The sequence below is a fragment of the Neisseria sp. KEM232 genome (assembly GCF_002237445.1).
In the GTDB taxonomy this organism is placed as follows: domain Bacteria; phylum Pseudomonadota; class Gammaproteobacteria; order Burkholderiales; family Neisseriaceae; genus Neisseria.
The window spans coordinates 1553314-1580183 of the sequence record NZ_CP022527.1 but is presented as its reverse complement, the minus strand read 5'-3'; the positions used below and the strand labels follow the sequence as shown (position 1 = coordinate 1580183).

General features: G+C 62.3%; 27 protein-coding genes. 9 read left to right on the top strand and 18 right to left on the bottom strand.

Features of this window, described 5'->3' with window-relative positions; genetic code table 11:
• Window positions 1-134 precede the first annotated feature (134 nt).
• Window positions 135-1226, top strand: coding sequence for a hypothetical protein (locus CGZ77_RS07825; RefSeq protein ID WP_009425054.1), 1092 nt, complete (start codon window positions 135-137; stop codon window positions 1224-1226).
• Window positions 1227-1318: 92 nt separating this feature from the next.
• Here the strand turns inward: CGZ77_RS07825 and CGZ77_RS07820 are convergent, their stop codons facing one another.
• Window positions 1319-1993, bottom strand: a complete 675-nt coding sequence (locus CGZ77_RS07820; RefSeq protein ID WP_009425055.1) for a cytochrome b/b6 domain-containing protein — start codon at window positions 1991-1993, stop codon at window positions 1319-1321.
• 76 nt (window positions 1994-2069) lie between these two features.
• On the bottom strand, window positions 2070-2372 hold the full coding sequence (locus CGZ77_RS07815) for a TM2 domain-containing protein (protein WP_009425056.1): 303 nt from the start codon (window positions 2370-2372) through the stop codon (window positions 2070-2072).
• A 216-nt stretch (window positions 2373-2588) separates the two neighbouring features.
• On the opposite strand from CGZ77_RS07815, the gene recC reads away from it, so the two are divergent.
• Both recC and CGZ77_RS07805 read left to right on the top strand, forming a co-directional pair.
• Window positions 2589-5798: an exodeoxyribonuclease V subunit gamma gene (gene recC / locus CGZ77_RS07810; RefSeq protein WP_094031087.1), complete on the top strand. Its 3210-nt coding sequence runs from the start codon at window positions 2589-2591 to the stop codon at window positions 5796-5798.
• Window positions 5799-5956: 158 nt separating this feature from the next.
• On the top strand, window positions 5957-7276 hold the full coding sequence (locus tag CGZ77_RS07805; RefSeq protein WP_009425059.1) for a murein hydrolase activator EnvC: 1320 nt from the start codon (window positions 5957-5959) through the stop codon (window positions 7274-7276).
• Between the two features lie 267 nt (window positions 7277-7543).
• Here CGZ77_RS07805 and ylqF read toward each other — a convergent pair whose 3' ends face one another.
• From ylqF to CGZ77_RS07740, 13 genes are all read right to left on the bottom strand, one after another.
• Window positions 7544-8476, bottom strand: coding sequence for a ribosome biogenesis GTPase YlqF (ylqF, locus tag CGZ77_RS07800; RefSeq protein ID WP_009425061.1), 933 nt, complete (start codon window positions 8474-8476; stop codon window positions 7544-7546).
• A gap of 117 nt (window positions 8477-8593) precedes the next feature.
• A complete protein-coding gene (gene rapZ, locus CGZ77_RS07795) occupies window positions 8594-9439 on the bottom strand; it encodes an RNase adapter RapZ (RefSeq protein WP_009425062.1) in 846 nt (281 codons plus the stop codon).
• Window positions 9420-10382, bottom strand: coding sequence for an HPr(Ser) kinase/phosphatase (hprK, locus tag CGZ77_RS07790; protein WP_036495449.1), 963 nt, complete (start codon window positions 10380-10382; stop codon window positions 9420-9422). Before hprK ends, rapZ begins: the two co-directional genes overlap by 20 nt.
• Entirely contained in the window at window positions 10382-10831 is a 450-nt protein-coding gene (ptsN, locus tag CGZ77_RS07785) for a PTS IIA-like nitrogen regulatory protein PtsN (protein WP_009425064.1), read from the bottom strand. Before ptsN ends, hprK begins: the two co-directional genes overlap by 1 nt.
• Window positions 10832-11012: 181 nt before the next feature.
• Window positions 11013-11402, bottom strand: a complete 390-nt coding sequence (locus tag CGZ77_RS07780; RefSeq protein WP_232304365.1) for a hypothetical protein — start codon at window positions 11400-11402, stop codon at window positions 11013-11015.
• A gap of 143 nt (window positions 11403-11545) precedes the next feature.
• Window positions 11546-12487, bottom strand: a complete 942-nt coding sequence (rfaE1, locus tag CGZ77_RS07775) for a D-glycero-beta-D-manno-heptose-7-phosphate kinase (RefSeq protein WP_094031086.1) — start codon at window positions 12485-12487, stop codon at window positions 11546-11548.
• Between the two features lie 137 nt (window positions 12488-12624).
• Window positions 12625-13374: a hypothetical protein gene (locus tag CGZ77_RS07770; RefSeq protein WP_009425067.1), complete on the bottom strand. Its 750-nt coding sequence runs from the start codon at window positions 13372-13374 to the stop codon at window positions 12625-12627.
• Window positions 13371-14354, bottom strand: coding sequence for a hypothetical protein (locus CGZ77_RS07765; RefSeq protein ID WP_036495450.1), 984 nt, complete (start codon window positions 14352-14354; stop codon window positions 13371-13373). Before CGZ77_RS07765 ends, CGZ77_RS07770 begins: the two co-directional genes overlap by 4 nt.
• A gap of 95 nt (window positions 14355-14449) precedes the next feature.
• A complete protein-coding gene (gene pyrF / locus CGZ77_RS07760) occupies window positions 14450-15187 on the bottom strand; it encodes an orotidine-5'-phosphate decarboxylase (RefSeq protein WP_009425070.1) in 738 nt (245 codons plus the stop codon).
• Window positions 15188-15392: 205 nt separating this feature from the next.
• Window positions 15393-16022, bottom strand: a complete 630-nt coding sequence (locus CGZ77_RS07755; RefSeq protein ID WP_009425071.1) for a nuclear transport factor 2 family protein — start codon at window positions 16020-16022, stop codon at window positions 15393-15395.
• Between the two features lie 67 nt (window positions 16023-16089).
• The gene (locus CGZ77_RS07750) at window positions 16090-16575 is read right to left on the bottom strand and encodes a DMP19 family protein (protein WP_009425072.1); all 486 of its coding nucleotides are present in this window, start codon (window positions 16573-16575) and stop codon (window positions 16090-16092) included.
• 110 nt (window positions 16576-16685) lie between these two features.
• The gene (gene lapB, locus CGZ77_RS07745; RefSeq protein ID WP_009425073.1) at window positions 16686-17858 is read right to left on the bottom strand and encodes a lipopolysaccharide assembly protein LapB; all 1173 of its coding nucleotides are present in this window, start codon (window positions 17856-17858) and stop codon (window positions 16686-16688) included.
• A gap of 7 nt (window positions 17859-17865) precedes the next feature.
• Window positions 17866-18207, bottom strand: coding sequence for a lipopolysaccharide assembly LapA domain-containing protein (locus CGZ77_RS07740; RefSeq protein ID WP_009425074.1), 342 nt, complete (start codon window positions 18205-18207; stop codon window positions 17866-17868).
• 232 nt (window positions 18208-18439) lie between these two features.
• Between CGZ77_RS07740 and ilvE the strand changes: the two genes are divergently transcribed.
• The 4 genes from ilvE (at window position 18440) to mltB (ending at window position 21460) form a co-directional block, all read left to right on the top strand.
• Window positions 18440-19438 (top strand): branched-chain-amino-acid transaminase, encoded by a 999-nt coding sequence (gene ilvE, locus CGZ77_RS07735; RefSeq protein ID WP_036495451.1) that lies wholly within the window; start codon window positions 18440-18442, stop codon window positions 19436-19438.
• Window positions 19439-19597: 159 nt separating this feature from the next.
• A complete protein-coding gene (locus CGZ77_RS07730; RefSeq protein ID WP_009425076.1) occupies window positions 19598-19957 on the top strand; it encodes a hypothetical protein in 360 nt (119 codons plus the stop codon).
• 4 nt (window positions 19958-19961) lie between these two features.
• A complete protein-coding gene (locus CGZ77_RS07725; RefSeq protein WP_009425077.1) occupies window positions 19962-20384 on the top strand; it encodes a protein YgfX in 423 nt (140 codons plus the stop codon).
• Window positions 20381-21460 carry a lytic murein transglycosylase B gene (gene mltB / locus CGZ77_RS07720; protein WP_009425078.1) on the top strand — a complete coding sequence of 360 codons (1080 nt, stop codon included), beginning with the start codon at window positions 20381-20383 and terminating at the stop codon, window positions 21458-21460. Before CGZ77_RS07725 ends, mltB begins: the two co-directional genes overlap by 4 nt.
• A gap of 81 nt (window positions 21461-21541) precedes the next feature.
• Here the strand turns inward: mltB and CGZ77_RS07715 are convergent, their stop codons facing one another.
• Together CGZ77_RS07715 and dut are read right to left on the bottom strand one after the other, a co-directional pair.
• Entirely contained in the window at window positions 21542-22618 is a 1077-nt protein-coding gene (locus CGZ77_RS07715) for an AI-2E family transporter (RefSeq protein ID WP_009425079.1), read from the bottom strand.
• A gap of 63 nt (window positions 22619-22681) precedes the next feature.
• On the bottom strand, window positions 22682-23134 hold the full coding sequence (gene dut / locus CGZ77_RS07710; RefSeq protein WP_094031085.1) for a dUTP diphosphatase: 453 nt from the start codon (window positions 23132-23134) through the stop codon (window positions 22682-22684).
• A gap of 365 nt (window positions 23135-23499) precedes the next feature.
• Between dut and adhP the strand changes: the two genes are divergently transcribed.
• Together adhP and argC are read left to right on the top strand one after the other, a co-directional pair.
• A complete protein-coding gene (gene adhP, locus CGZ77_RS07705; protein ID WP_009425082.1) occupies window positions 23500-24537 on the top strand; it encodes an alcohol dehydrogenase AdhP in 1038 nt (345 codons plus the stop codon).
• A 129-nt stretch (window positions 24538-24666) separates the two neighbouring features.
• On the top strand, window positions 24667-25725 hold the full coding sequence (gene argC / locus CGZ77_RS07700) for an N-acetyl-gamma-glutamyl-phosphate reductase (protein ID WP_009425083.1): 1059 nt from the start codon (window positions 24667-24669) through the stop codon (window positions 25723-25725).
• A gap of 353 nt (window positions 25726-26078) precedes the next feature.
• Here the strand turns inward: argC and rph are convergent, their stop codons facing one another.
• A complete protein-coding gene (gene rph / locus CGZ77_RS07695; protein ID WP_009425085.1) occupies window positions 26079-26807 on the bottom strand; it encodes a ribonuclease PH in 729 nt (242 codons plus the stop codon).
• Window positions 26808-26870: the final 63 nt, after the last annotated feature.

The window sequence follows — 26870 nt, the reverse complement described above, 5'->3', positions numbered from 1 at the left end:
AAAAATCGGCGGAAAAACACGGCGGATTTTAACACAGGCGGCGCGTTTTACGCGGCAGAAGGCCGTCTGAAACGCTTTCAGACGGCCTATAATGCCGCCCTTTCGCACACGCCCTTTTTTCAGACGGCCCCATCATGAGCAGAATCGTTTTTTCCCCCGTTACGCCCGCCGACGACGCCGAACTGCGCGCCCTGCTCGCACGCAACGTCATGGAAGGCGGCATCAGCGTCAGCTTCCGCCGCGAACCCTCCTATTTCGCCGCCGCGGCCGTTCAGGGCGAAAGGGCGCAGATTTACAAAGGCTGTGATGCCGACGGCAGAATCGTCATGCTCGGCAGCCGTTTCAGACGGCCTGCCTACCTCAACGGCACACTGTGCGACACCGGCTATCTGGCCGATTTGCGCATCGACAAATGCCACCGCAACGGCCTGCACCTCTACCGCGGCTACCGCGTGCTGGCGGAAAAAATGGCGGCCGAACCGCTGGCCGCCGAAATCACCATGATTCTGCACGACAACGCCGCCGCGCTCTCCACCATCGCCGCCAACCGCGCGGGCATGCCGCGCTACACGCCGCTGGGCATGGTGCACACCCCCGTGATCGGCCTGACCCTGCCGCGCCGCGCCCTCGATATGCCCGGCATCGAAATCCGCGCGGGCAGGCCGCAGGATGCCGAGGCGCTGTTTGCCTTTCTCAACCGCGAACACGCGCGGCGGCAGTTTGCCCCGCACTATCGCGCCGAAGATTTGGCACAAGGCCGTCTGAAAGGGCTGGACATCGGCGATTTCCTGCTGGCCTTCAAACAAAACCGTCTCGTCGGCGCGCTGGCGGGCTGGGATCAGCACGCCTTCCGCCAAATCCACGTCGAGCGCTACAACGGCGCATGGCGCATCGGCAAACCGCTGTACAACGCCGCCGCCCGCCTGCTGCGCCTGCCGCCGCTGCCGCCTGAAGGCGGACAGATGCGCCACGGCTACATCGCCGCCCTTGCCGTGGAAAACGACGACCCCGCCGTTTTCCGCCTGCTGCTGCGTGCGCTCTACCGCGCGGGCAGGCGGCGCGGCTGGCACTATATGGTCGGCGGCCTGCACGAAAACGATCCCCTGCTGCCCGAGCTGGCGGCCTATCCGCACATCGCCGCAGGCGGCCGCCTGTTTGCCGTTTCCCTCGGCGAACCGCCCGATCTCGACGGCCGCGTGCCGTATATCGAAGCGGGGGCTTTGTAAGGCTTATCCGTTTTGCCTGCCGTAACAAAAAGGCCGTCTGAAAAGCAAATCCTGCTTTCAGACGGCCTTTTGCCGTGTCGTTTAACGCACGGCTAACGGCGCAGCAGCCACACCAGCGCCACGCTTGCCGCCGCCATCAGGGCGGCGGCGCAAAAGGCCGAGCGTCCGGCAAAACGCGGCCGCACCGCGTCGGCAGATGCCTGCGTTTGGCGGCCGGTAATCATCGGCGTGACGAGATTGCGTTTTTTCGCCACGCGGTAAAACAGCACCGCCGCAATGTGCAGCACCGCCAGCGCGGCGAGCAGGCGGGGGAAGCGGATATGGACGGCGCGCACGGTTTCGCCCGCGTCCGCGCCGATCCAGCCGTTGAGATAGCCGTTGCTGATAAAGGTGTTGCCGTCGGCGGCGAAGAGGCCGGTGGCCGTCTGAAACAGCACGGCGGCCAGCATCAACACCACCATCAGGCCGCCGAGCGGGTTGTGGCCGGGATGGCGGTTTTCGTCCCACTGCCCGCGCAAATAGGCGGGCACAGCGCGCGGGCGCACAAAGCGGGCAAAACGCGCGGTGTCGCTGCCCCACAGCCCCCAGCACAGGCGGAAGATAATCAGCGCCGCCACCAGCAGGCCGCAGCGCAGATGCCACACCAGCCACAGGCCGCCGCTTTTGGCGCTGAAAAACATAAAGGCCAGCGCGGCGGCCAGCGTCCAATGGAACAGGCGGGTGGGCAGATCCCAGATTTTGATGCTCTGCCGCGTGTCCTTAATCATGTTTTGTTCCTCCCGAAACGGAAAAACAGCCCGTCGGACGGGCTGTTGCGAATGGGCTTGGCTGCGGCTCGCGCGCTCAGAACCATTCTTTCTTGCCGATAACGTAGGTCTGCTCGAACTCTTCGGGCGTGCATTTCATGTATTTTACGATGTCGATGATGCAGAACACGAAGACAACCAGCGGGCCGATACCGAACGCAAACGACCCCAAAATGCTGATAAGCAGGTAGATAACGCCGACTTTGTTCACGCCGAGGTAGAACTTGTGCACGCCCAGGCCGCCGAGGAAAAAGGCCAAAACGGAAGCGATGATGCGTTTGTCGGTGCCGGCGGGAGCGCTCTGTTGCGGTGCGGGTTGTTGCGGGGTGTTTTCAGACATGGTTTTCTCTCCATTACAGGTCAGTCAAAACAAACCGGAAAACCGGTTTGCACATAAACAAATATCAAAATCTGCGGCGGCGGATTATAACAAACCGCCATAAAGTTTGCATAAATTATCATTTGCAGCGCAAAACGCGCTTTCAGACGGCCTCCCGCTGCCATCGGCCGCCGCTCTCTATATAATGCGCGGCTTTCCTGTCTGCGAAAGATTGCCATGCTTAACCTCTACCAGTCCAACCGCCTCGAAGATTTGGCCGCCATGATGCACAAAGTGCAGCAGAGCCGCCCGCTGCCGCAGGCGTTGGCGGCGGAGGAAGTGATGGTGCAGAGCCAGGGCATGCGCCGCTTTGTCGCCCGCTATCTGGCGAAGCAGGACGGCATCGCGGCCAACATCCGCTTCTCCCTGCCTGCCGGTTTCGCCTGGCGGCTGATGCGCGACCTGCTGCCCGGCATTCCCGAACTGAGCCCCTTCGACACCGAAGTGATGCGCTGGCGGCTATTGGGTCTGTTTGTTTCAGACGGCCTCAATGCCCCCGAGCTGGCGTCGGCCAAACAGGTGCTGTCGGGCTATCTTGCGGGCGGCGAAACGGCGGCCTACCGGCTTGCCGGGCAGATCGCCGACATTTTCGACCAATACCTTGTCTACCGTCCCGACTGGATAGACGCCTGGCAGCGCGGCAAACCGATCGGGCTGGGCGGCGACGAAGCCTGGCAGGCCGAATTGTGGCGCTTTCTCGACGACGGCCGCCAAAGCGCGCCGCACCGCGTCGAAATGCGCCGCCGCCTGAGCGCCGCCCTTGCCGCGCCGCCCGCAGGCGTGCTGCCCGATCGCCTGTGCGTGTTCGGCATCGCCACCCTCGCGCCGATGTACCTGCAACTCTTACAGGAACTCGCACAACACTGCGAAGTGCACATCTTCGCCCTCAACCCCTCGGCCGAATACTGGGGCAACATCATCGAACCGGCGCAGATGCTGCAACAGAACGATGCCGATCCCGCCGCCGCAGGCCACCCCCTGCTCGCCTCGTTGGGCAAACAGGGGCGTGACTTTTTCAACGCCCTGGCCGACAGCGAATTGGCCGCCGACCTTTCCGTCTACCGCGACGAAGCCCTTTCAGACGGCCTCCTGCACCGCCTGCAATACGGCCTGCAAACCCTCGCCCTGCCCGACGGAAGCGCCCGCGCCGACGACAGCATCCGCATCGTTGCCGCCCACAGCCCCCTGCGCGAACTGCAAATCCTCAAAGAACACCTGCTCGCCCTGCTGGCCGAACATCCCGACTGGCAGCCGCACGACATCGCCGTCCTCACCCCCGACATCGAACCCTACGCCCCCTTCCTCGAAGCCGTGTTCGGCCGCGAAAGCCGACAGCCGCTGCCCTATTCCGTGTCCGACGTCAAACTCGGCCGCCGCCGCCCGCTGCTGGCGGCGCTCGAACAGCTGGCCGACATCTTCGACAGCCGCTTCGAAGCCGACAAAATCTTCGCCCTCTTGGAAAACGAAACCGTCCTCGCCCGCTTCGGCCTCACCCTCGAAGACCTGCCGCTGCTGCGCGACACCGCCGAACGCCTCAACATCCGCTGGGGCGCCGACGAAACCATGCGCGGTGGCGGCAGTGCCCTGTTCACCTGGCAGCAGGGGCTGGACAGAATCGCCCTCGGCTGGATGCTGCCCGACAACGGCAGCCTGTGGCAGGGCGTCAGCCCGTGGCACGCCGACCCCAGCCACACCGCCGTTTACGCCCGCTTCGCCGCCTTCATAGGCCGTCTGAAACACTGGCACGCCATCTGGCAGCGGCCCGCAGACATCGCAGGATGGGCGGAGCGTATCCGCAGCCTTGCCGAAGACATATGCGAACCGTCCGAAGCAGACCGCGCCGCCGCCCAGCAGCTCGCGCAGGCACTCGCCCGCTGGCAGCAGGAAGCCGCCCTCGCCGGCTTTATCGGCGAACTCTCCGGCAGCATTGCAAGCCTGCACCTGTCGAATTTTCTCGGCAGCCGCAGCGACGCCGGCTTCCTGCGCGGCGGCATCACCTTCTGCGGCATGGTGCCCATGCGCTCCCTGCCCTTCAAAGTCCTGTGCCTCATCGGCCTCGACGACGGCAAATTCCCGCGCGATACCCGCGCCGCCGCCTTCGACCTCATCGCCCGCCACCCGCGCAAAGGCGACCGCGCCCGCCGCGACGACGACCGCTACCTCTTCCTCGAAGCCCTCATCAGCGCCCGCGAACACCTCTATCTCTCCTACGTCGGCCGCGACATCCGCACCAACGAAGCCCTCGCCCCCTCCGCCCTCGTCGGCGAACTGGCCGACTGCCTCGCCGACATGACCGGGCAAAGCGTGGAAGAGTTAAACGCCGCCCTCGTCGAAAACCACCCCCTGCAAGCCTTCTCCACCCGCTACTTCGACGGCGGCAGACTCAGCTCTACCCGCGCCGACTACGCCGCCGCCCTGTCCGCCCCGCCCGCCAAACCCGCCCCCTTCTGCGGCACTGAATCGGAAAACGCAGACGGCGGCGCCGGCATTTCCACCGAAGTCGGCCACGCAGCCTTTCTCGACTTCTGGCGCAACCCCGTCAAACACTGGCTCTCGCACACACTCGACTGGCAGGCGCCCTATCTCGGCGGCGCATGGGAAACCGCCGAACCCTTCGAGCCGCCGCGCCCGCGCGACACCGCCGCCGCCTACCTCGACGCCCGCCTCAACCGCCGCGACTTCGCCGACACCGCCCAAGTCCTCGAAGCCCGCTCCCTGCTGCCCGCAGGCGAAATCGGCACACTCTGGCGCGAACGCTGCGAAACCGCCGCCAAATCCCTCGACTCCGACCTCATCGCCAGCCCGCCCCTACCAGCCGCCCCCTACACCTTCGTTTCAGACGGCCTCACCCTCTACGGCAGCCTCGACAGCCTGCACCGCGACGGCCGCATCCGCTTCCTCGACCACGCCCCCAACGCCCCCGAAAAAACCGTCCTCCTACTCGAACACCTCATCTACAACGCCGTGCGCCCCGACAGCGCCGCCGACCTGTGCAGCCACTGGGTGCAGCCCGACCAAATCACCACTCTCCCCCCCATCCCGCAGCAACAGGCGCGCACCCTGCTTGCCGCCTGGCTCGCCTGGTGGCGCACCGGCCAAAGCCGCCCCCTGCCCTTCTTTGCCAAAACCACCCTCGCCGCCGCCGAAGCCCTGTTGCCCGACGGCAAAAAAACAGAAGAAGAGCGGCGCCTGTCCGCCTACAAAGCCGCCGCCACCGCCTACTTCGGCGGCAAAAAAAGCACCGGCCAGTGCGACTACGCCGAAGTCGCCCAAGTCTTCGGCCGCGACGATACTCCTCCCGTCGACGGCGAACTCTTCTGGCTGCTGGCGGAAAACCTCGCCGCCCCCCTGCTCGCTGCCCTGTCCGACACCAAAGAGGCCGTCTGAAAGACGAAGCTCCCACAGTAGAAACACGGCGGCGGCAAAGCCGACAAATGCATGAGGCCGTCTGAAAACACATCGGCGTCAAGGCCGACGTCCCGCCCCGCCCCGCAGAAAAATTCCGCTATAATCCACCGCTTTCCAACCGCCGGACAACCCGCTTCATGAACCTGCGCCCCCTGCTCCTCTGTACCCTCCTCTTCTCTGCCGCCCTCAGTGCCGCTCCCGAAGACGGCGGTCTCGACAGCATCCGCCAAGCCATCAGCGACACGCAGAACGACCTGCAAAAAAAACAGCAGGCACGGCAGCAGACGCAGCAGACCCTCGACAAAACCCGCACCGCCCTGGCCAAAGCGCAGCAGGAACTCGCCGCCCTCACCCGCCGCCAGCGCGACACCTGGCAGAAACTGCAAACCCTGCAAAACGAACTCGACGGCCTCAAAACCGAAATTGCCTCCGGCAAAGCCCAGCTCGCCCGCCTGCTCGGCGGCCAATACAAAAACCGCCGCAGCAACGCCGTCATCCTCTTCCTCAAAAACGCCGAACCCGGCCGCAAAGCCCGCTACCTCGAATACGCCCGCCAAATCGGCCTCGCCAACCAAAAAGTCGTCGCCGACCTCGCCCGCCAGCAGCAGGAGCTGCAACAGCGCGAAGCCGAAATCGACGCCGAACTGGACAAACTCGACAAACTCAAAGCCGAAAAACAGGCCGCCCTCGGCAAACTCGGCAAAACCCGTTCCGCCGCCGAACGCGAAAACAGCCGCCTCGCCGCCGAAATCGACAAACAGAGCCAAAACCTCGCCCGCCTCAAAACCGACGAAGCCCGCCTCAACTACCTCATAGCCGAAATCGCCCGCCGCAACGCCGCCAAACGCAAACAGGAAGCCGCCGCCCGCGCCAAAGCCGCCCGCGAGCGCCTGGCAGCGGAAAAACAGGCCGCCAAAGTGCGCAAACAGGGCAAACCCGCACCCGCCGACGGCAAACCCGAAAACAAACCCGCCCCGCCCGCCGCATCCGAAGAAAAAAACAAACCCGCCGCTCCCGTTTCCACCCTCACCGCCGAAGACCGCGCCCTGCAAGGCGAATATGCCGGCAGCAGCGGCTTCTCACGCTTACAGGGCAGCCTGCCCCGCCCCGTCGGCGGCAGCATCACCGGACACTTCGGCCGCCCGCGCCCCGAAGGCGGCGTCTGGCGCGGCCTCTTCTTCGCCACCGCCCCCGCCCCCGTGCGCAGCGTCGCCGACGGCACAGTCGCCTTCGCCGGCAGCCTCGGCAGCTACGGCAACACCGTCGTCATCGACCACGGCGACGGCTACACCAGCATCTACACCGGCCTCTCCTCCCTCGCCGCCGCCGCAGGCAGCAGCGTCAAAAGCGGCAGCACCGTCGGCACCAGCGGCAGCACTGCCTCGGGCGAAGAAGGCCTGTATTTCGAAATCCGCTACCGCCAAAGCGCCATGAACCCCGCCTCCTGGCTGCGTTGAGCTACTCCGCCCGTGCGGGAATGGCGTTTCCGAAGTACGGTTTCAACGAAGCTAAAACGCAAAAGGCCGTCTGAAATACGGTTTTAACTCCGTTGAAGCTGCGCTTTCAGACGGCCTTTTGCCGTTTGTGTCCGCAGAACAGCCGGTGCAGCTGCCGAAAAAATTCCCGCCTGAGCGGGAGAATGGACAATTTATGCGTTTCAGACGGCCTCTGATGTGCTGAGGCCGTCTGAAAAAAGCAGGTGTCGGTTTGTCGGAACCGTATTTTCAGACGGCCTTCCCTTTGCGTTCGGCTTTTTTCGCTTCGCGCTGTGCTTTGAGTTCGGCTTCTTTTTGACGGGCGGTTTTGAGCCATTGCGCCCATTGGTGCGGGGTTTCGAGGGTGATGCGGCCGATGTGGCCGTCGCGGAAGTCGGTGAGGGTGTTTTCGGCGGCTTTTTGGTGGTTGATGCGGCCGCCGGGGAGGAGGGCGCCGCGTTTGCGGCCTATCCATTCGAGCCATTGGTCGTCGCGCCAGTGGCTGCTTTCGTTTTTGTCGGCCTGATAGCGCTCCTGCAACAGGGGGAGGTAGTGGCGGCGCAGGTAGTCGAGAAGTTCGAGGGCGACGATTTCTTCGTCCAGGGCGTTGCGGCCGACGGCGCCGCCTGCGGCGAGGTTGTAGCCTGCTTCTTCGACGATGATTTTCGGCCACAGCATTCCGGGGGTGTCGTAGAGCCAGAAGTCGTCGGCGAGGAAGAGGCGCTGTTCGGCTTTGGTGATGCCGGGTTCGTTGCCGGTTTTGGCGGATTTCTTGCCGAGCATGCCGTTGATGAGGGTGGATTTGCCGACGTTGGGGATGCCGCAAATAAGGACGCGCAGGGGTTTGTCGATGCCGCCTCTGTTGGGAACGAGGGCGCGGCTGGCGGCGATGAGCTTCTGCGCGGCTTGGCGGTCGGAGGCGTCGAGGGCGATGGCGCGGGTGTCGGGACGGCTGTTGAAATCGTCGAGCCAGATTCGGGTGCGTTCGGGGTCGGCGAGGTCTTGTTTGTTGAGGATTTTGAGTTTGGGTTTGCCGGCGGAGAGTTGGCCGAGCAGGGGGTTTTCGCCGGATGCGGGCATGCGGGCGTCGAGGACTTCGATCACCATGTCGACGCTTTTGAGGCGTTCGGCGATGGCTTTTTTGGCCTTGTGCATGTGGCCGGGATACCATTGGATTGCCATGTTGCTGTGCCTTTTTGTGTGGAGGCCGTCTGAAAGGGTTGCGGGTTTCAGACGGCCTGTTTGTCGGAAGGGAAACGGGGTTTCAGACGGCCTTTTCGGGCAGTCTGCACGGGCGTTTTATTGTGTGTCGAGCTGGCGGTGGCGGACAAGGACGGGGTAGCGGCCGCGGAAACGGTCGGCCAGGCGTTCGGCGATGTAGACGGAGCGGTGCTGTCCGCCGGTGCAGCCGAGGGCGACGGTGACGTAGCTGCGGCTTTCTATCTGCATGCGCGGCAGCCAGCGTTCGAGAAAGGCGGCGATGTCGGCGGCCATTTCGCCTGCGAGCGGTTCGGCGTCGAGGTAGGCGCGGATTTCGGGCTGCATGCCGTTGAAGGGGCGCAGGGCGGGGTCGTAGTAGGGGTTGGGCAGGCTGCGCATGTCGAAGATGAAGTCGGCGTTGGTGGGCGTGCCGTATTTGAAGCCGAATGATTCGAACACGAGCATCATGCCTCTGTGTTCGGCGCCGAGCCAGCGGCGCACGGTGTGGCGCAGCTGCTGGGCGTTCATTTTGGAGGTGTCGATGCAGTAGGCTTTTTCGCGCAGCGGGGCGAGGGTCTGCCGCTCTTGGCGCAGGCTTTCGGTGAGGGCTTGGTTGAGGGAGGAGAGGGGGTGGCTGCGGCGGGTTTCGGAGAAGCGGCGCACGAGGGTGGCTTCGTCGGCTTCGAGAAAGAGGATTTCGGCCTGATGCCCCTGTTTGGCGAGATAGTCGAGCTGTTTTTCGACTTCGCTCATTTTGATGCGGGAGCGGATGTCGACGCTGACGGCAAGATTTTCGACGCCGCCGCCGCGGATGTGGTGCAGCACGAGCTGGGGCAGCATTTCCATCGGCATGTTGTCGACGCAGTAGTAGCCTGCGTCTTCGAGTTGTTTGAGGGCGACGGATTTGCCGGAGCCGGAAAGGCCGCTAATCAGGATGATCTTCATGCTGCATGCCCTGCTCTTTCATGATGTTTTGGTGGCGTTCGAGAAATTCGCGCATGCTGTCTTTGCCGCGCAGTTGCAGGATGTAGTTGCGTACGGCGGCTTCGACAAGGACGGCGAGGTTGCGTCCGGCCGCCACGGGCAGGGTGACGGAGCGGACGGTAACGTTGAGGATGGTTTCGGTCTCGGTGCGTATGCTCAGGCGGTCGATCTGTTTCATGTAGTCGTCGTCGGCGGGCACGAGGTTGATGATGAGGTTGAGGGTTTTTTTCGGCCGGATGGAAGTTTCGCCGAAGATGTGGCGGATATTGAGTATGCCCAGCCCGCGCACTTCGAGAAAGTCGCGCAGCATGGGCGGGCAACTTCCTTCGAGCAGCTCGGGGCCGGTGCGGTGCAGCTCGACGGCATCGTCGGCCACCAGGCTGTGTCCGCGCGAAATCAGCTCCAATGCCAGCTCGCTTTTGCCGAGGCCTGACTGGCCGGTAAGCAGCACGCCGATTTCGAAAACGTCGAGAAACACGCCGTGTTTGACGGTGGACACGGCCAGCGTGCGTTGCAGGTAGATGCGCAGCACGTCCATCAGATACGGGCTTTCCAGGCTGGACGTGAGCAGGGGGACGTTGTTGGTGTGGCAGTAGTCGCGCAGGATTTGCGGCACGTCCAAATCGTTGGCCACAATCACCAGCGACATGGGCAGCTCGAAAAGCTGCTCAAAATTGTAGGCCAGATCGCCCGATTCCATGCGCGAGAGGTAGTCGACCTCGGCCACGCCGAGTACCTGCACCTGGTTGGGATGGATGAAATTGAGATGGCCGACCAGCGCCAGCACGGGCTTGTCGGCCTCGACGCCGATGCGGTTGTCCGCACCGGCCGCGCCGGCCGCCCAAGCCAGCCGCAGCTTGTCGCGGTTGTCCTGATACAGACGGCGCACGGAAATGCTGGGCATCATTCCTCCGTCAGTATGCGCTGCACTTCGGCGGCATCCTGCGCCTGCATCAGGCGCTCGCGCACGCTTTTGTCGGAAAACCGTCCGGCCAGCTTCGAGAGCACTTCCAAATGCGTGGAAGCCGCGTCTTCGGGCACGAGCAGAACAACGGCCAGCGACACCGGTTTGCCGTCGGGCGCATCGAAGGGAACGGGCTCTTTGGTGCGGATAAACACGCCGGCGGCTTTTTGCAGCGAGGCCAAACGGCCGTGCGGCACGGCCACGCCCTGCCCCAGTCCGGTCGAACCGAGTTTTTCGCGGGCAAACAGGCAGTCGAACACTTCCGAACGCGGCACGCCCGCTTCGTTTTCCAGCAGTTGTCCGGCCTGTTCGAACAGGCGTTTTTTGCTGCCCGCATCGGAATCGAGCAGGATATGCGTTAAAGGAAGGATGTCGCCAATCAGGTTCATAATATTTCTTTACAAAATAAAACGCCGCGGATTGTACCGCCACAAGGCGGCAATCTCAATCAGCGGCAGAGGGTTTGCATGGCCGGACAGACGGCGCAGCGCAAGGAATCAGGCCGTCTGAAAACGGCTGCGGGCAGAAAAACGCCTGCAAAAAACGCTTTCAGACGGCCTTTTTGCGGCTTTACTTGAGCCAGCGGCTGAACCAGCTTTTGCCCTTGTTGCTCAAATGTTCCGACACTTTGTGATCGAAGGGGCCTGCGGCAAACACGGTGGCGCCGCCGAAATACTCGCGCAGCCACATATTGCTGAAATCTTCGCCGATGCCGCGCACGTAAAAGCGGACGGTCGGAAACTGGCGGGCGATTTCGTCGAACAGCCCGATAACGGTGGCCGCATCCAAGCCATTGAAGGCGAAAGAGAAAGGCTCGTCAACCACGGTTTCTATGTCCATGGCGGCATGGCGGCTGGCTTTAGTATCGGCCAGCCACACGGCGGCAACCGCCTGCACGGAGGTAATGTCGAGTTTGTTGCGGCTTTCGCTGTCGTCCCAGTTCAGTTCCAGGCGGGTCATGCTCACGGCCATGTTGTCCCCTTAAAAAATTTCAAAGCAGTTGTGTTATAAGGCAATTTTCTGCCGCGCCTTGCCTATTCTTGAAAATTCTTAAACAAAACATAGGCTTTCGCAACATGAACATACCAAGTTATTACGCTACTTTACAATGATTGCGCCAGTTCGTCAAACGTGCACACCGCTGTGCCCAGCTTGCCGACCACCACGCCCGCCGCCGCGTTGGCCAGGCGCACAGCTTCGGTCAGCTCCAAGCCCGCGGCCGCCGCCAAGCCCACCGTGGCGATAACGGTGTCGCCCGCACCGGAAACGTCGAACACTTCGCGCGCGCGCGTCGGCCGGTGGTATGCGCCGCCGTCGCGGAACAGGGTCATGCCCTCTTCGCTGCGGGTGAGCAGCAGCGCTTCGAGGCCGAGGTTGCGGCGCAGGGTTTGCGCTTTTTCGGCCAAGTCGTCTTCGCCCTGCCAGCTTCCCGTCACTTCGCGCAATTCGGCGCGGTTGGGCGTGAGCAGCGTGGCACCGGCGTATTTGGCATAGTCGCCGCCTTTGGGGTCGACGAGCACGGGTTTGCCTGCCTGCCGCGCCCATTCGATAAAGGAGGCAACGTGCGTGAGGCCGCCTTTGCCGTAGTCGGAGAGGATAACGACGTCACAACCCGAGAGTCGGTCGCGGAAGGCCTGCTGCACGCTGTCGAGCACTTCGTGCGCGGGCGCATCTTCGAAGTCGATGCGCAAGAGCTGCTGGTTGCGGGCGACGACGCGGGTTTTGACGGTGGTGGAGATGGTTTTGTCGCGCATCAGGGCGCTTTTCACGCCGCATTCTTCCATCAGTTTTTCCAGACTGTCGCCCGCTTCGTCGTCGCCGATCACCGACAGCAGCACGGCCTGTCCGCCCAGCGCGGCGACGTTGCGGGCGACGTTGGCCGCGCCGCCCGCGCGGTATTCGGTGCGCTCGATTTTCGCCACGGGAACAGGCGCTTCGGGCGAGATGCGGGCGGCGTCGCCGAACCAGTAGCGGTCGAGCATCACGTCGCCCGCTATCAGCACGCGCGCCTGTTGCAGGCGGGTTTTCAGGGTTGCGGTGTTCATAAATCCACTCCTTGTTGTGTTTTGACTTCGTTGGGGCTGCATTTCAGACGGCCTGTTGTCTTGTTTGCCAACGTAAACCGCGTGCGCGGCTGCGCCACACCCTACGGCAGAGGCCGTCTGAAAGCTTGGTTTGGCGGTTATTCGGGCTTTTCAGACGGCCTGCGCCGCCGTGCCAGAATGTCGATGCGGTGGCGGCCGGTTTTTGCCGCGTCGTGCGAAGGCGGCAGGGTTTCCGCGTAAAGCAGGAAAAACGGCAGGTTGGCGGCCGACATCAGCAGGCCGTCCGCCCATGCGGTTAGGCCGTTGCGCAGTTGCGGCTGAGCCAACAGGCGGGCGGTGTGCGCGCCGTCGGCTTCGAGCAGGGTCAAAACGCTTTGCCGCCACGGCCACGGCGCGTCGGCAAACGCGGCGTAGTAACCGCCGAAAACGGAATTTTTCGCGAGCAGCGACAGAAGCAGCGCGGCGAAAAACACGCCCCACAATACCCGCCACACGCACCAGACCGTGCCGAGCCAGACGCTGTCCTGCTCCGCCTTGCGCCGCAGCAGGGGCAGCAGCGGCAGGTTGGCGGCGGCCAGCACGGCGAAAAGCAGTGTGTTGTTCAGGGTACGCAGGGCGTAAGCGTCGTGCCACCTGTGTGCAACCAGCGCGGGCACGGCGGCAAAGTCGGCATACAGCACGCCGAACAGCAGATAGCCGAGCATGGCGGCATAAAGCCACATCAGCGGATGGCGGGCGGACGGAGGCCGTCTGAACACAGTGCCCAAGGATGTGATGCCCCACGCCGACGCAGAAAAAACAAAGCGGGCGGCCAGCAACAGGATAACAAGCCCGAGCGTAAAGACAATCAGCCCTATCGCCCCGCCGAAAAATAAGGGCATCGTCATTCTCCCGGTTTTCCGTCTGCCGCAGCCGATCCGCCGTTTTTCAGACGGCCTTTTTGTTCCGCCGCATCCAACACCGCTTCGGGACGCGCTTCGTCAAGCACGGTCAGCAGCGGGCGCACGGCTTTGTTGCGGAACAGGTGCGCCACCGCCTGCTCCTGCCAGGTTTCGTTTTCGTAATATTCGGCCGGCGTGTCGTAGCGGCCGCCCCCGATCTTTTCGCAGGCTTTTTTGGTTGTTTCGTAGCTGAAGAGATAGACGCCCTGCCCGTCTGCGGGCGCGGGGTTGACGGTGAGCTGGCTGTCTGCCGCCGCGCCGATCAGGGTCAGGCTTTTCGGCCGCTCGGGCAGATCGAGCAGCCAGTCCGTCTGTTTGTCCGCCGCAAACAGCACCAGATGCGCGCCCGCGAAATGTTCGGCGTGCACGCGTGCCTGCGGCCATTTCGGTTTGCCGTTTTCCCATACGCTCTGTTGCGGGCTGTACACCACATAAACGGGCGCGTTTTCCCAATCGGGCGGCGGCAGGGCTCTGTTGCACCAGTCGGAATACAAATGCGCCCGCGTCTGCGCCTGAAAATGCTCTTCTTCTTTCAATCCTTTGACGATTTCGCGGTCGCCACAGTCCGCCGCCGCCACGCTGTCTTTGACGCCCGCCCAGCACAGCCAGCGGCCCTCGCGCGGCGCCAGCCAGATGCTGCGCCGCTCCAAATGCTGCGGCGCGTTGCCAGTGAAGGTGTATTTGTAGGCATTGCGTTCGGGATAATAAAGAAAACCGTCGCGCAGCCCAGTCAGGCCGCGCGGCATGGCTGCGACCAAATCGGGATCGTCGGGCGCGGGCAGACGCAGGCGCAGGGCGTCGACGGTGTCGCGCAGCATTTTGCGCGCCATGCGGCGGTCGCTGAAAAAACCGTTGGTCGTCTGAAACGAGGCCAGGGCGAAAACGGCGGTTAGCAGCAGCAAAATCATGCGGGCGGGGCGGTTCACAAAATCTCCGTTGATTCAGGCCGTTCCCGCCTTCGCGGGGATAACGTTTCTGAAAGGCGGCCTGTATATGCTCTGGCTCCGTTGCAATTCCGCTTTCAGACGGCCTCCTGCACCCGGCTGTTGATGTCGCGCAGCACGGCGGCGGGGGCGGCGGCTTGGGTGATCGGTCGTCCCATCACCAGATAGGTCGAACCGGCGGCAAGGGCTTGGGCGGGTGTCATGATGCGGCGCTGGTCGTCGCTGTTGCCGTCGGGATTGGGGCGGATGCCGGGGGTGACGAGGACGAAATCCGCGCCGCGCGCACAGCGCAGGGCGGCGGCTTCGCGGGCGGAGCAGACGACGCCGTCGAGGCCGGAATCTTCGGCCAGCGCGGCCAGCCGCAACACATGCTGTTCGACGGGGACGGTGATGCCGGTTTCGGCCAGGTCGGCCTCTTCCATGCTGGTGAGGACGGTGACGCCGATCAGCAGGGGTTTGGTACTGCGGTTGGCGAGGGCTTCGGCGGCGGCTTCCATCATCCGCCGCCCGCCCGAGGCGTGCATGTCGACCATCCACACGCCCATGTCGGCGGCGGCTTTGCAGGCTTGGGCGACGGTATTCGGGATGTCGTGGTATTTGAGGTCGAGAAAGAGCTTGTAGCCTTGGTTGACCAGGTTTTCCGCCAGCCTGCGGCCGGTGGCGGTGAAGAGTTCTTTGCCGATTTTCAGTTGGCACAGCGTCGGATCGAGGCGGCGGACGAAGGCGACGGTTTCGGCTTCGGTGGCAAAATCGAGGGCAACGATAACGGGCGTGCGGCTTGGTGCGGGTGCGGGGTCGGTAATCAGGGGGTTCACGGGGAATTCCTTGTTTGGCGGGTTTTTTGGAGGTTCAGACGGCCTGTTATTCGCTTGCCGGTGTACCCTACATGGAGGCCGTCTGAAAGAGGGTTGGGGCTGCATTTTCAGACGGCCTGTTGTTTGTTTTCCGGCATAGGCCGCGTGCGTGGCTGCGCCATACGCCCTACGGTGGAGGCCGTCTGAAAGAGGGTCGGGCTGCGTTTCAGACGGCCTTTTTGCGGCCGCGCCGTCCGAGCAGGAAGCCTGCCGCAGCGGCGGCCAGTGCGGCGGCCGCGCCGCCTCCGAGGAGGACTTTGCGCTGGGCGGCGAGGACGGGGTTGTCGAACATGTTGACGGAGTAGTGGAAGTCGGCGATGAGCCAGCGGCCGTCCTGCCGCACGAGGGTGGCACTCCATTTGGGTTCGACCGTCCAGGTTTCGCCGCCCGTCAGGCGGTAGCGGTCGCTGCTGCTGCCGAAGGCGACGGCGGTGTTGCCGTGGTAGAGGTGGGAGAGCTGCTCTACCTTGAATTCGGCTTCTATGCTTTGTACGACGGGATTCGCGCCGCCGAGCATTTTGTCGTAGTAAGCGCGGATGCCGTCTTTGCCGTGGACGCGGTCGCCGTTCATGGTGGTAAAGACGACGTCGTCGGCGACGTGGGCAAGCAGGGTGTCGAGGTCGCGTCGGTTGAGGGCCTGCTGCATGGCGTCGCGCAGGGCGCGCAGTTCGTTGTGCAGGGCTTCGCTGTCGGGGTTTTGTCGGGTTTGCAGGGCGGCTGCGGGGTCGGTTTGCGTGTCGGCAACCGTGGGGGCGGCGGCCAGCAGGGCGAGGAGGAGGACGGCAGTGCGGGTCATGGGTTTTCTCTGGCGGTTGCGCTTGGACTTTGGGTTTTCGTTTCGCGGAAATGACGTTTCTGAAAGCTCAGTCGGGCAGGACGGAAAACTTGTCCCAATGGCTGCGGACGTAGGCGGCGGCGGTTTCGAGGTCGGTTTCGGCTGCGTCGTAATAGTCACCGTCGACTTCTTCAAAGTGGGGGAAGCGTTTGCGCAGGGTATCGTCGTCGGCTCCGTGTTCCGCCGCTTCTTCGATGGCGGCGCCGTGTTCGGCGTAGAGCGCGGCGGCGGCGTCGAGAACGCGCGCTGTGGCTTTGATTTTCCAGCGGCGCAGGCTGTCGGTGAGCGGGTTGTCGAAGATGTAGCCGCCGTAGCCGCCCGCTATCAGGCGGATGAAGCCGCCTTCTTCCATCTGGCTGTCGAGGTAGACGTAGGCCAGCAGGGTGTTTTGTTCGTCGGTGAGGCGGCCGATGGCGTCTTCGCCGTGCTGTTCGAGCCAGGCGAAACAATGGTCGGCGAGGGTGTAGAGGAAGGCGGCAGCTTCGGTGTCGACGGGAATCGGCGGGATGTTCATGTTTCAGACGGCCTCAGGCGAATCGGATATGTTTTGTCTGCTTCGTTGACATTCTGCTTGCGGACACGCCATTACCCACACGGGCGGGCATGGCGTTTCCGAAAACGGGTTCAGACTTCGATGCGGTTGGGGGTGAAGGTTTCCCATTTGTTGCAGGCGGGGCAGTGCCAGAAGAAGACTTGCGATTTGAAGTGGCAGTTGCGGCAGCGGTACATCCAGTTTTTCTGCAACTGGCGGCCGACGACGCCGCGCATCATGTCGGCATCGGCTTTCCAAGCGGGGTTGAGGCCGGAAATTTGCAGGCCGAGCAGGCGGTAGACGCCGTTGAGGTCGGGCTTGGCGCGCACGAGTTCGGCCAGGATTTCGTTGGCTTTCTGCTCGCCGTAAAGCAGCAGGGATTTGTCGTAAACGACGTTGAGCAGGTCGAGATGGGGGAAGGTTTTCATGTAGCCGATTAAGACGGCCAGGCCTTCTTCGGCGCGGTTTTGTGCGTCGTAGGCGTCGTAGATGCGCTCGCCGGCCATGCCCAGATAGGCGTGGTTTTGCTTTTCGATGGCGCCGTAGGCTTCGGCGGCGGCGGCGTGGTTGCCGAGTTTCTGTTCGAGATCGCCGAGGATGATGTTGGCGCGGCTGCATTTGCCGTTGGCGGACAAGGCCGTCTGAATGTGGCGGCGGGCTGCGTCGTAATCGGAACGGAACAGGGCGGCCTGCGCCATTTCGCAATGGAACTGGGCGATTTCAAACTGGTAGGTCTGCTCGTCGCGGCTGAGTTTGCGGGCGGTATCGACGGCCTGCTCCCAGTCCCTGTCCTGCTGGTAGATGTGCAGCAGGTGCTCGCGCGCGCCTTTGGCCATGTTGCCGTCTTCGAGGGCGAGGAAAATCTGTTCGGCGCGGTCGACCAGCCCGGCGCTCTGGTAGGTCTGCCCCAGCTCGAAGAGGGCGCGCTCTTTTTTGTCGCCGACGGTGTCGGGCGCTTCGGACAGGCTTTGCAGCAGGCGGATGGCTTTGTCGTTTTCGCCGCGCGAGCGGTAGAGCTTGCCGAGGGTGAGGCTCAGCTCATAAGACTGCGGCTGCATATCGGCCACTTCGGCCAACTCGCGTGCAGCCTTGCCGCTGTTTCTGTCCACCAGCGCATCAAGGGCGGAATAAAAACCGGCGGGAATGCTTTTGGCCTGTTTCAGCACGGTTTTCATGTCGATGCGGGCGGCCAGCCAACCGAGGGCGAAACAGAGGAAGGGAACGAGGGCGAACAGCAGCCACCAGGCGGAGAGTTCGTTTTCCATCTGCGCCTCAGTCTTTTTTGTCTGCCGCCCCGCCGGCGGGCGCGGGCACGGCAGCCGGAACGGGCGCGGCGGCGGGGGCGGCGATGTCGGTGTTGTTCAGGCGGGCGGCCTTTTTCACCTCGGCGCGCAGGCGGCCGTTTTCCGAACGCAGCACCAAAAGGCGGCCGAAAAGGGCAAAGAGGCCGAACAGCGCGCCGATTAAAAAGGCGCCGAACAGCACCACAATCAGCGGCCATTCAACAGCCTGGCCGGGCAGGTAATGAAACTGCACGCTTTGGACGTTAATCACCGCCAAAACGGCGAACACCAGCAAAATCAAAACTTTGACAATCAGGGAAACTGCTTTCATTTATCGCTCCGTAAACCGCGCCGCGCACGGGCGGTTTGTAAAACCGTTTTTCAGACGGCCTCACTATAAAAGCAGGCCGCAAAACAGGCGCTAGTGTAAACGATTTAGCCCGCGTTTGCATATTGCACGGCGTTTTGCGCCGCATCCGCCGCGCTGCGGAGCGTCTTGCCAAACCCGCGTGCGGGAGCGTATCTTTACGTTTTTTAAAACCCGGTTGAGAGTATTCCACATCATGAGCAGACCCGTTCCCGCCATATTCGGCAGCGTTTTCCACGCCCAAATGCCCGTTATCGCCTACAAAAACCAAGCCTGGCAGCCGACGGTTTGGCAGAGTTCGCAAGACCTATCCCTCGCACCCGGCGCGCACGCGCTGCATTACGGCAGCGAGTGTTTCGAGGGCTTGAAAGCCTTCCGTCAGGCAGACGGCAAAACCGTCCTTTTCCGCCCGCAGGCCAATATCGAACGCATGCGCCAGAGCGCGGAAATCCTCCATCTACCCAAACCCGATGCCGACGCCTTTCTTGCCGCACTGGTCGAACTGGTGAAACGTGCCGCCGACGAAATCCCCGATGCCCCCGCCGCGCTCTACCTGCGCCCCACCCTGATCGGCACCGATCCCGTTATCGGCAAAGCGGGTGCGCCTTCCGAAACCGCGCTGCTCTACATTCTCGCCTCGCCCGTCGGCGACTATTTCAAAGCCGGTTCGCCCGTAAAAATCCTGGTGGAAACCGAACACATCCGCTGCGCGCCGCATATGGGGCGCGTCAAATGCGGCGGCAACTATGCCTCGGCCATGCCCTGGGTGCTCAAAGCCAAAGCCGAACACGGCGCCAGCCAGGTGCTGTTCTGCCCGGGCGGCGACGTTCAGGAAACCGGCGCGTCCAACTTTATTCTGATTAAAGACAAAGAATTAATCACCAAGCCGCTGACCGACGAATTTCTGCACGGCGTTACCCGCGACACCGTGCTCACCGTCGCCCGCGATGCGGGATACACCGTCAGCGAGCGCAATTTCACGGTGGACGAATTGCGCGCGGCGGTGGAAAACGGCGCCGAAGCCGTACTTACCGGCACGGCCGCCGTTGTTTCGCCCGTCACCTCCTTCGTTATCGGCGGCGAAGAAGTGCCCGTGCAGAACACGGAACGCGGCTACGCGCTGCGCAAGGCGGTGACCGATATCCAATACGGCTTGGCCGAAGACAAACACGGCTGGCTGCTGCGGGTGTGCTGAGTCCGCAGCCAAGAGGCCGTCTGAAAGCCGCATGGCCGGTTTTTCAGACGGCCTTTCGTCCGCATAAGACCGTCTGAAACCCCTGCGGCACGCCGCCGCCTGCGTTTTCAGACGGCCTGTTATCCATTACAATCCGCAGCCTTCGCCGAAAGGAAAACCATGTATTTCGTAGACCGCACCGCCGTGGTGCTCAAACCGACCCAGCGCTTTCTCGACTGGCTCAAATCCACCGACGACAACCTGCCCGAACTCACTTTGGAACAGATGCGCAGCAACTGCTCGGTGTTCCTCGTGCCCGAGTTCGACGCGCCCGAGGCGGTGGTGGCCTATTTCGACGAGCGCTACCGCCAAATCTTCGAAGCCGAGATTTCTGCTTGGGAAGTGGAGAAAAAAGACTGGCCGCAAGACATGGGCTTGCAGGCTTTTTGGGAATTTTTCGATGTCGAAATCCACGATTCCGTGTTCGACCTTGACGACGAAAGCATCAAAGTCGAGCCGGTGGTGGACAACATGATGTAGCGCCGTGCAGGCTTTTACCGTCCGCATCCGCCCGTCGCGCCTTTGGCCTGCCGCCGTCCTCTTGGCGCACGCCGCCTCGTTCGCACTCTGTGCCGCCTGTTTCGACGGCGCCATACGCATAGCCGGATTGGCGGCCTTGGCGCTGTCCCTCGCGCACGGCCTGCGCAGCGCGTCGCCAAACCGGCAGGCTGTGCGGGAAATCCGCATCGACACCCGCGGCCGCGCCTCGCTGCTGCTGCGCGGCGAAGTGCAGGAAGCCGAGTTGCTCGACGACAGCCTCATCCACCCCTATGTCTGCTTTTTAAAATGGCGCGCGGGCGGAAAAACCTTCCGCCAATGCCTGCCCGCCGATGCCGCCGAGAGCGAAGCCTACCGCCGCCTGAGCGTGTGGGCGCGCTACGGGCAGCCAAAACAGGAAACCCGATGATAAAAAAACGCTACCCCCTTCTTGCCGCCGCGCTGCTGCTTGCCGCGTGCACGACCGAACAGCCCGCCGACAGCCGCGCCGCGCCGCAAACCGTCGCCCCCCTGCCGCCAAGCACCGCCCTGCCTTTCGACCCAAACGCCGCGCCCGTGTCGCAGGTGGGCTTCAACGGCAACGACAACGTGCAGCGCTTCATCGCCCGCGAAGCGGAAAACGGCCGTTACAGCCGCGCCGATTTGCAGGCCTTTTTCAACAATGCCGTTTATAAAAGCAACATTATCAACATCATGAGCCGCCCGGGTACCTCGCGCCCGTGGTACGAGTTCCAAAAAGGCAACGCGGGCGCGGCCAAGATTTCAGACGGCCGCAACTTCTATATGAAACACCGCCAGGTCATCGACCAAGTGGCGCGCGAATACGGCGTACCTGCCGAAATCATCGTCGCCATCGTCGGCATCGAAACCAACTACGGCCGCAATATGGGCAGCTTCCGTCTGGCCGACTCGCTCTCCACCCTTGCTTTCGACTACCCGCGCCGCGCCGATTTCTTCCAAAAAGAGCTGCACGAAATGCTGCTGATGAGCAAAGAGGAAAACCAAGACCCGTTTTGGTTTGCCGGCAGCTACGCGGGCGCGATGGGCATGCCGCAGTTCATGCCTTCGAGCTACCGCAAATGGGCGGTGGACTACGACCGAGACGGCCGCCGCGACATTTGGGGCAGCGTGCCCGACGTTGCCGCCTCGGTGGCCAATTACCTGAAAGCGCACGGCTGGAAAACGGGCGGCAAAATGATTGTGCCCGTGCTGCTCGAGCCGACGCCGCAGCTTCTGGCTGTAATCGAAGAGAAAACCGAGCTGAAATACACCGTCGGCCAACTGCGCAAAATGGGCGTGGACATCCAAGAGCCGCTGCCCGATCACGAACGCGCCGTGCTCTACCGCCTGGAAGTGTCGCCCGGCCTGTACCAGTATTACATCGGCCTGAACAATTTCTACACCGTCTGGCAGTACAACCACAGCCGCATGTATGTCACCGCCGTGCGCGACATCGCCAACGGCATCGGCGCGAGCAATCTGTAAACGCCCTGTGCCCCGCGCCGTGCGAAAAGGCCGTCTGAAAAACATTTTTCAGACGGCCTCTTTACGTTTGCGGTCGGCAAATCAGATTAAAGCCTGCCGCTTCAACTCGTTTTTCAGATAGGCGTAGTAAACCGGCGCGACGACGATGCCGCCGACGCCGAAGATGCGCTCGAACACGACCATCGCCACCAAAAGTTCCCACGCGCTCGATTCGATTTCCGAGCCGATGATTTTGGCGTTCAAAAAATATTCGAGCTTGTGGATCACGACGAGAAACACCAGCGAGGCGGCGGCGACGTAAAGCGAGGTGCCCAGGCTCAGGATGATGATAACGGTGTTGGAAATCAGGTTGCCCGCCACAGGGATGAGGCCGACGACAAAGGCGATCACCAGCACGGTGAAACGGAAAGGCAGATCCACACCGAAAAGCGGCAGGATCAGATAGAGGTAAACCGCGGTCAGCAGCGTGTCCACCAGCGAGATTTTCGCCTGGGCGATAAACACGCGCTCGAAGCTGGTTTCGAAATTGCGTATCCGCTGCACGAGTTCGGCCTTGAAGATCGGCATTTTGCGGCGGCTGCGGCGCATGTTGAGGCGGTGGAAACTGAGCATCGCGCCGATGATGATGCCGATCAGGATGTACACAAAGGATGTGATGCTGTTTTTGCTGATGCGCGTGAGCGCGGCACTGTATTCGTTAATCAGGCGGATGCCCTGCGCTTTGATTTCGGCAATGTTGTTCGGCAGCATGTTCAAGAGGGCGGCGGGCAGCTCTTTGCTGTTTTTCGTATCTTCCAAAATCGCCGCCAGCTTGCCCAGCATTACTGTGATATGGCCGCCGTGTATCAGGTGGTACACGCCCAGCGACAGCAGGAAAATCATCAGGCAGACCATGCCGATGGCGAGGGTGGCGGAAATCAGGTTGATGTTGTGCGCGGTGAGAACTTTGTGCAGGAAATGGCCGCGCGAGAGCAGGCGGCGGCGCAGCCACAGCAGCAGGCCGTTGGTTTTGGCAATAAAGACGTAGGTGAGCAGCACCGCCAGCAAGAGCGGCAGGAAATGGAAATAAAGCACCGCCCAAAGCGCCAGCCCCATCAGGATGTAAGAGGCGTTGCGCAGCTTGGCGGCGGAGGGTGTGGGGAAAAGCGGAGTCTGCATGGCGTGACCGTGGCGGTATTTTGGGAAAATAGGCCGTCTGAAAACACAGAGGTCGTCTGAAAATCAGGCTTTACCCGTGCTGCCGAAGCCTCCTTCGCCGCGCTCGCTGGCGGCAAATTCGTCCACCACTTTAAACTCCGCCTGCACCACCGGCACGATCACCATCTGGGCAATGCGCTCCATCGGTTCGATAACAAACGCTACGCCGCTGCGGTTCCACAGCGACACTTTCAATTCGCCCTGGTAGTCCGAATCGATCAGGCCGACCAGATTGCCCAGCACGATGCCGTGTTTGTGTCCCAAACCCGAGCGCGGCAGAATCATGGCGGCGTAGGCGGGATTGGCAAGGTGGACGGCGATGCCGGTGGGGATCAGCACGGTTTCGCCGGGGGCGACGGTAATTGCCGCATCAATGCTGGCGCGCAAGTCCAAACCGGCCGAACCGGGCGTGGCATAGGCCGGCAGGGCGTCCGCCATTTTCGGGTTGAGGATTTTCAGTTCGACTTCGGTCTGCATGGCAATGTTTCCTGAATACAAAGGACGCGGATTATACGGAGCGGCCGCCGTTTCCACAAACGGCGCGACAAAGGCGTAAAGGCCGTCTGAAACAGGATATTCAGACGGCCTTTGCCCGTTTTGCGGTAAAATGTAAAGAAAATTTACACATGACGATTCTTCATTGAAAAAACGCCTACACGTTAAATCATTCATAAACAGATTTTTTCATACTTTAAAACACCGACATTTCCACCATTCAAACTTGCTATACCATAACAAATTTAACCGTTTCAATGATTTGGCAAAAATCCATTGCTTGACCCTCCGCCGCCGAGCCGGTAATACTCGCCCTTCCTTTCCAACCGACCACAAGGAGAAGAAACATGAAAATGAAAGCAGCAGTCGTCACCCAAAACAGCAACGGCAACGTAGACATCGTCGAAAAGGAAATCCGCGCGCTGGAATACGGCGAAGCGCTGGTGGAAGTGGAATTTTGCGGCGTGTGCCACACCGACCTGCACGTTGCCGCCGGCGATTACGGCGAAAAACCCGGCCGCGTGCTCGGCCATGAAGGCATCGGCATCGTGAAGGAAGTGGCGCCGGGCGTTACCAAGCTCAAAGCGGGCGACCGCGTCAGCATCGCCTGGCTCTTCAAAAGCTGCGGCTCGTGCGAATACTGCGTTTCCGGCCGCGAAACCCTGTGCCGCACCGTTTTGAATGCAGGCTACACCGCCGACGGCGCGATGGCGACGCACTGCATCGTCGACGCCGATTACGCGGTGAAAGTGCCCGAAGGCCTCGATCCCGCGCAGGCCAGCAGCATTACCTGCGCCGGTGTCACCACCTACAAGGCCACCAAAGTCTCGGGCGTGCGTCCCGGCCAGTGGATCGCCATGTACGGCGCGGGCGGCTTGGGCAATCTGGCCGTGCAGTATGCGAAAAAAGTGTTCGGCGCACACGTTATCGCCGTCGATGTTAACGACGACAAACTGGCGCTTGCCAAAGAAGTCGGCGCCGATATCACCGTCAATGCCGCCAAGGAAGACGCGGCCAAAGTCATACAGGAAAAAACCGGCGGCGCCCATGCGGCGGTCGTTACCGCCGTGTCCCGCGCCGCCTTCAATTCCGCCGTGGACGCCGTGCGCGCGGGCGGGCGCGTCGTCGCCGTCGGCCTGCCGCCCGAAACCATGGATCTGTCGATTCCGCGCATGGTGCTCGACGGCATCGAAGTGGTCGGCTCGCTGGTGGGCACGCGCGAAGATTTGGCCGAAGCCTTCCGCTTCGGCGCGGAAGGGCTGGTCGTTCCCGTGGTGCAAACCCGCCGCTTGGACGAAACCAACGACATCTTCCAAGAAATGCGCGACGGCAAAATCCAAGGCCGCATGGTGATAGATATGAAAAGCTGCGGCTGCACCGTATAAAGCGTAAAGCACAGCCCAAAGGCTCAGAGGCCGTCTGAAAACCCGCCGCATGGCTTTTCAGACGGCCTTTTCCCATGTAAAGAATGGGTTTACACTGCGCCCCTTCCCCACTCTGCAAAGGACACGGCAATGAACCACACACAGAAAAAAATCAAAATCGGCATCGTCGGCGCAACGGGTTACACCGGCGTCGAATTGCTGCGCCTGTTGGCGGCACACCCTTACGCCGAAGTGGCGGCGGTCACCAGCCGCAGCGAGACGGGAGTGAAACTGGCCGACTATTTCCCCAACCTGCGCGGCGTGTACGACGGCCTGAGCTTTGCCGCCCCCGAAGACGCGCCGCTGACCGAATGCGACGCGGTGTTTTTCGCCACCCCCAACGGCGTGGCGATGAAGGAAGCACCAGCCCTGCTCGAGAGCGGCGTGCGCGTGATCGACCTGTCGGCCGACTTCCGCCTGAAAGACCTGGCCGAATGGGAAAAATGGTACGGCATGAAACACGAAAGCCCCTCCTGGGCGGCGCAGGCCGTGTACGGGCTGACCGAACTCAATCGCGACGCCGTCGCCCAAGCGCGCCTGGTCGCCAACCCCGGCTGCTATCCCACCTGCGTGTCGCTGGCACTCGTTCCCCTGCTGCAGGCGGGCGCGCTGCGCGAGGGCATGCCGCTGATTGCCGACTGCAAATCGGGCGTGTCGGGCGCGGGGCGCAAAGCGGCCGTGGGCACGCTCTTTTGCGAGGCGGGCGGCAATTTCAAAGCCTACGGCGTGGCCGGACACCGCCACCTGCCCGAAATCCGGCAAACCCTGTCCGCCCTGCAAAGCGGCGTAGCCGACGGCCTGGTGTTCGTGCCGCACCTTACGCCGATGATACGCGGCATGCATGCCACGCTTTACGTCCACCTGAAAAGCGGCGCCGACCCGCAAACGCTGCTGGAAAACGCCTACCGCGCCAGCCCCTTCGCCGACGTGATGCCCGCAGGCAGCACGCCCGAAACCCGCAGCGTACGCGGCGCCAACGTCTGCCGCATCGCTGCGCAGAAAGCGCCCGACAGCGGCGACTTGTGGATACTGATGAGCGTGCAGGACAACCTCGTCAAAGGCGCGGCCGGGCAGGCGGTGCAGAATATGAACGTGATGTTCGGCTTCGCCGAAGACACCGGCCTGCCGCGCACCGCCCTCTTGCCGTAAAGCACCGACCTCACCGTACAAACCGTTCCCGTCCGTACGCGGCAAGAGTGCAAAGGCCGTCTGAAAACCCCTTTTTCGGTTTTCAGACGGCCTTTTTACCAAGCCCGCCGCTTGTTTTACGCAAACCGCCCGCGATGCGGATTAGCCGTGCGGGCGGTTTTGTCGGGGCGGTGTTTTATAGTGAGCCAAAATAAAAAATCTACGGCGTTGCTGCGCCTTAGCTCAAAGAGGGCGGTTTTCTAAGGCATTGGAAATGCCAAGAAAACCTGCCCCGTACTACCTGTACTGTCTGCGGCTTGCTGCCTTGTATCTTTTCTATTTTGGCTCACTATAACTTTGCCGAAGCGTTGTTTTCAGACGGCCGCCAGCGCCCTGTTCTGCTCGGCGGCCAGTGTGACTATGCCTTTTTGCGCCAGGCGCACGAGTTCGGCCAGTTCGTCAAACGAGAAAGCCGCGCCCTCGGCCGTGCCCTGGATTTCGATGATGCCGCCGTCGGCGTTCATCACGATGTTCACATCGCTGTCGCAGCCGGAGTCTTCGGGATAGTCCAAATCCAAAAGCGGCACGCCGCCGACGATGCCGGCAGACACGGCGGCGATTTGCGACACCAGCGGGTTTTCGGCGATACGGCCGTCTGAAAGCAGTTTGCGCACGGCCAGCGCGAGGGCGACGTAGGCGCCGGTAATCGAGGCGGTGCGCGTGCCGCCGTCGGCCTGAATCACGTCGCAGTCGATCAGAATCTGCCGCTCGCCGAGTTTTTCCATGTTAACGGCGGCGCGCAGGGAGCGGCCGATCAGGCGCTGGATTTCCTGCGTGCGGCCGCTCTGTTTGCCCGCGGCGGCTTCGCGGCGCATGCGCGAGGCGGTGGAGGCGGGCAGCATGCCGTATTCGGCGGTAACCCAGCCTTGGCCTTTGCCGCGCAAAAAGGGCGGCACGTTTTCGTCGATGCTGGCGGTGCAGATAACGCGGGTGCTGCCGCATTCGATCAGCGCCGAGCCGTCGGCGTGCGGGAGAAAGTGCGGGGTGATGCGCAGGGGGCGCAGTTGGTCGGCGGCGCGGCCGGTGCGGGCATAGGTTTGCATGGTTTCCCTCTGTTAAAAAATGCAAATTATAGCACGGGCAAATGTGCTATATTGCCGCCCGAT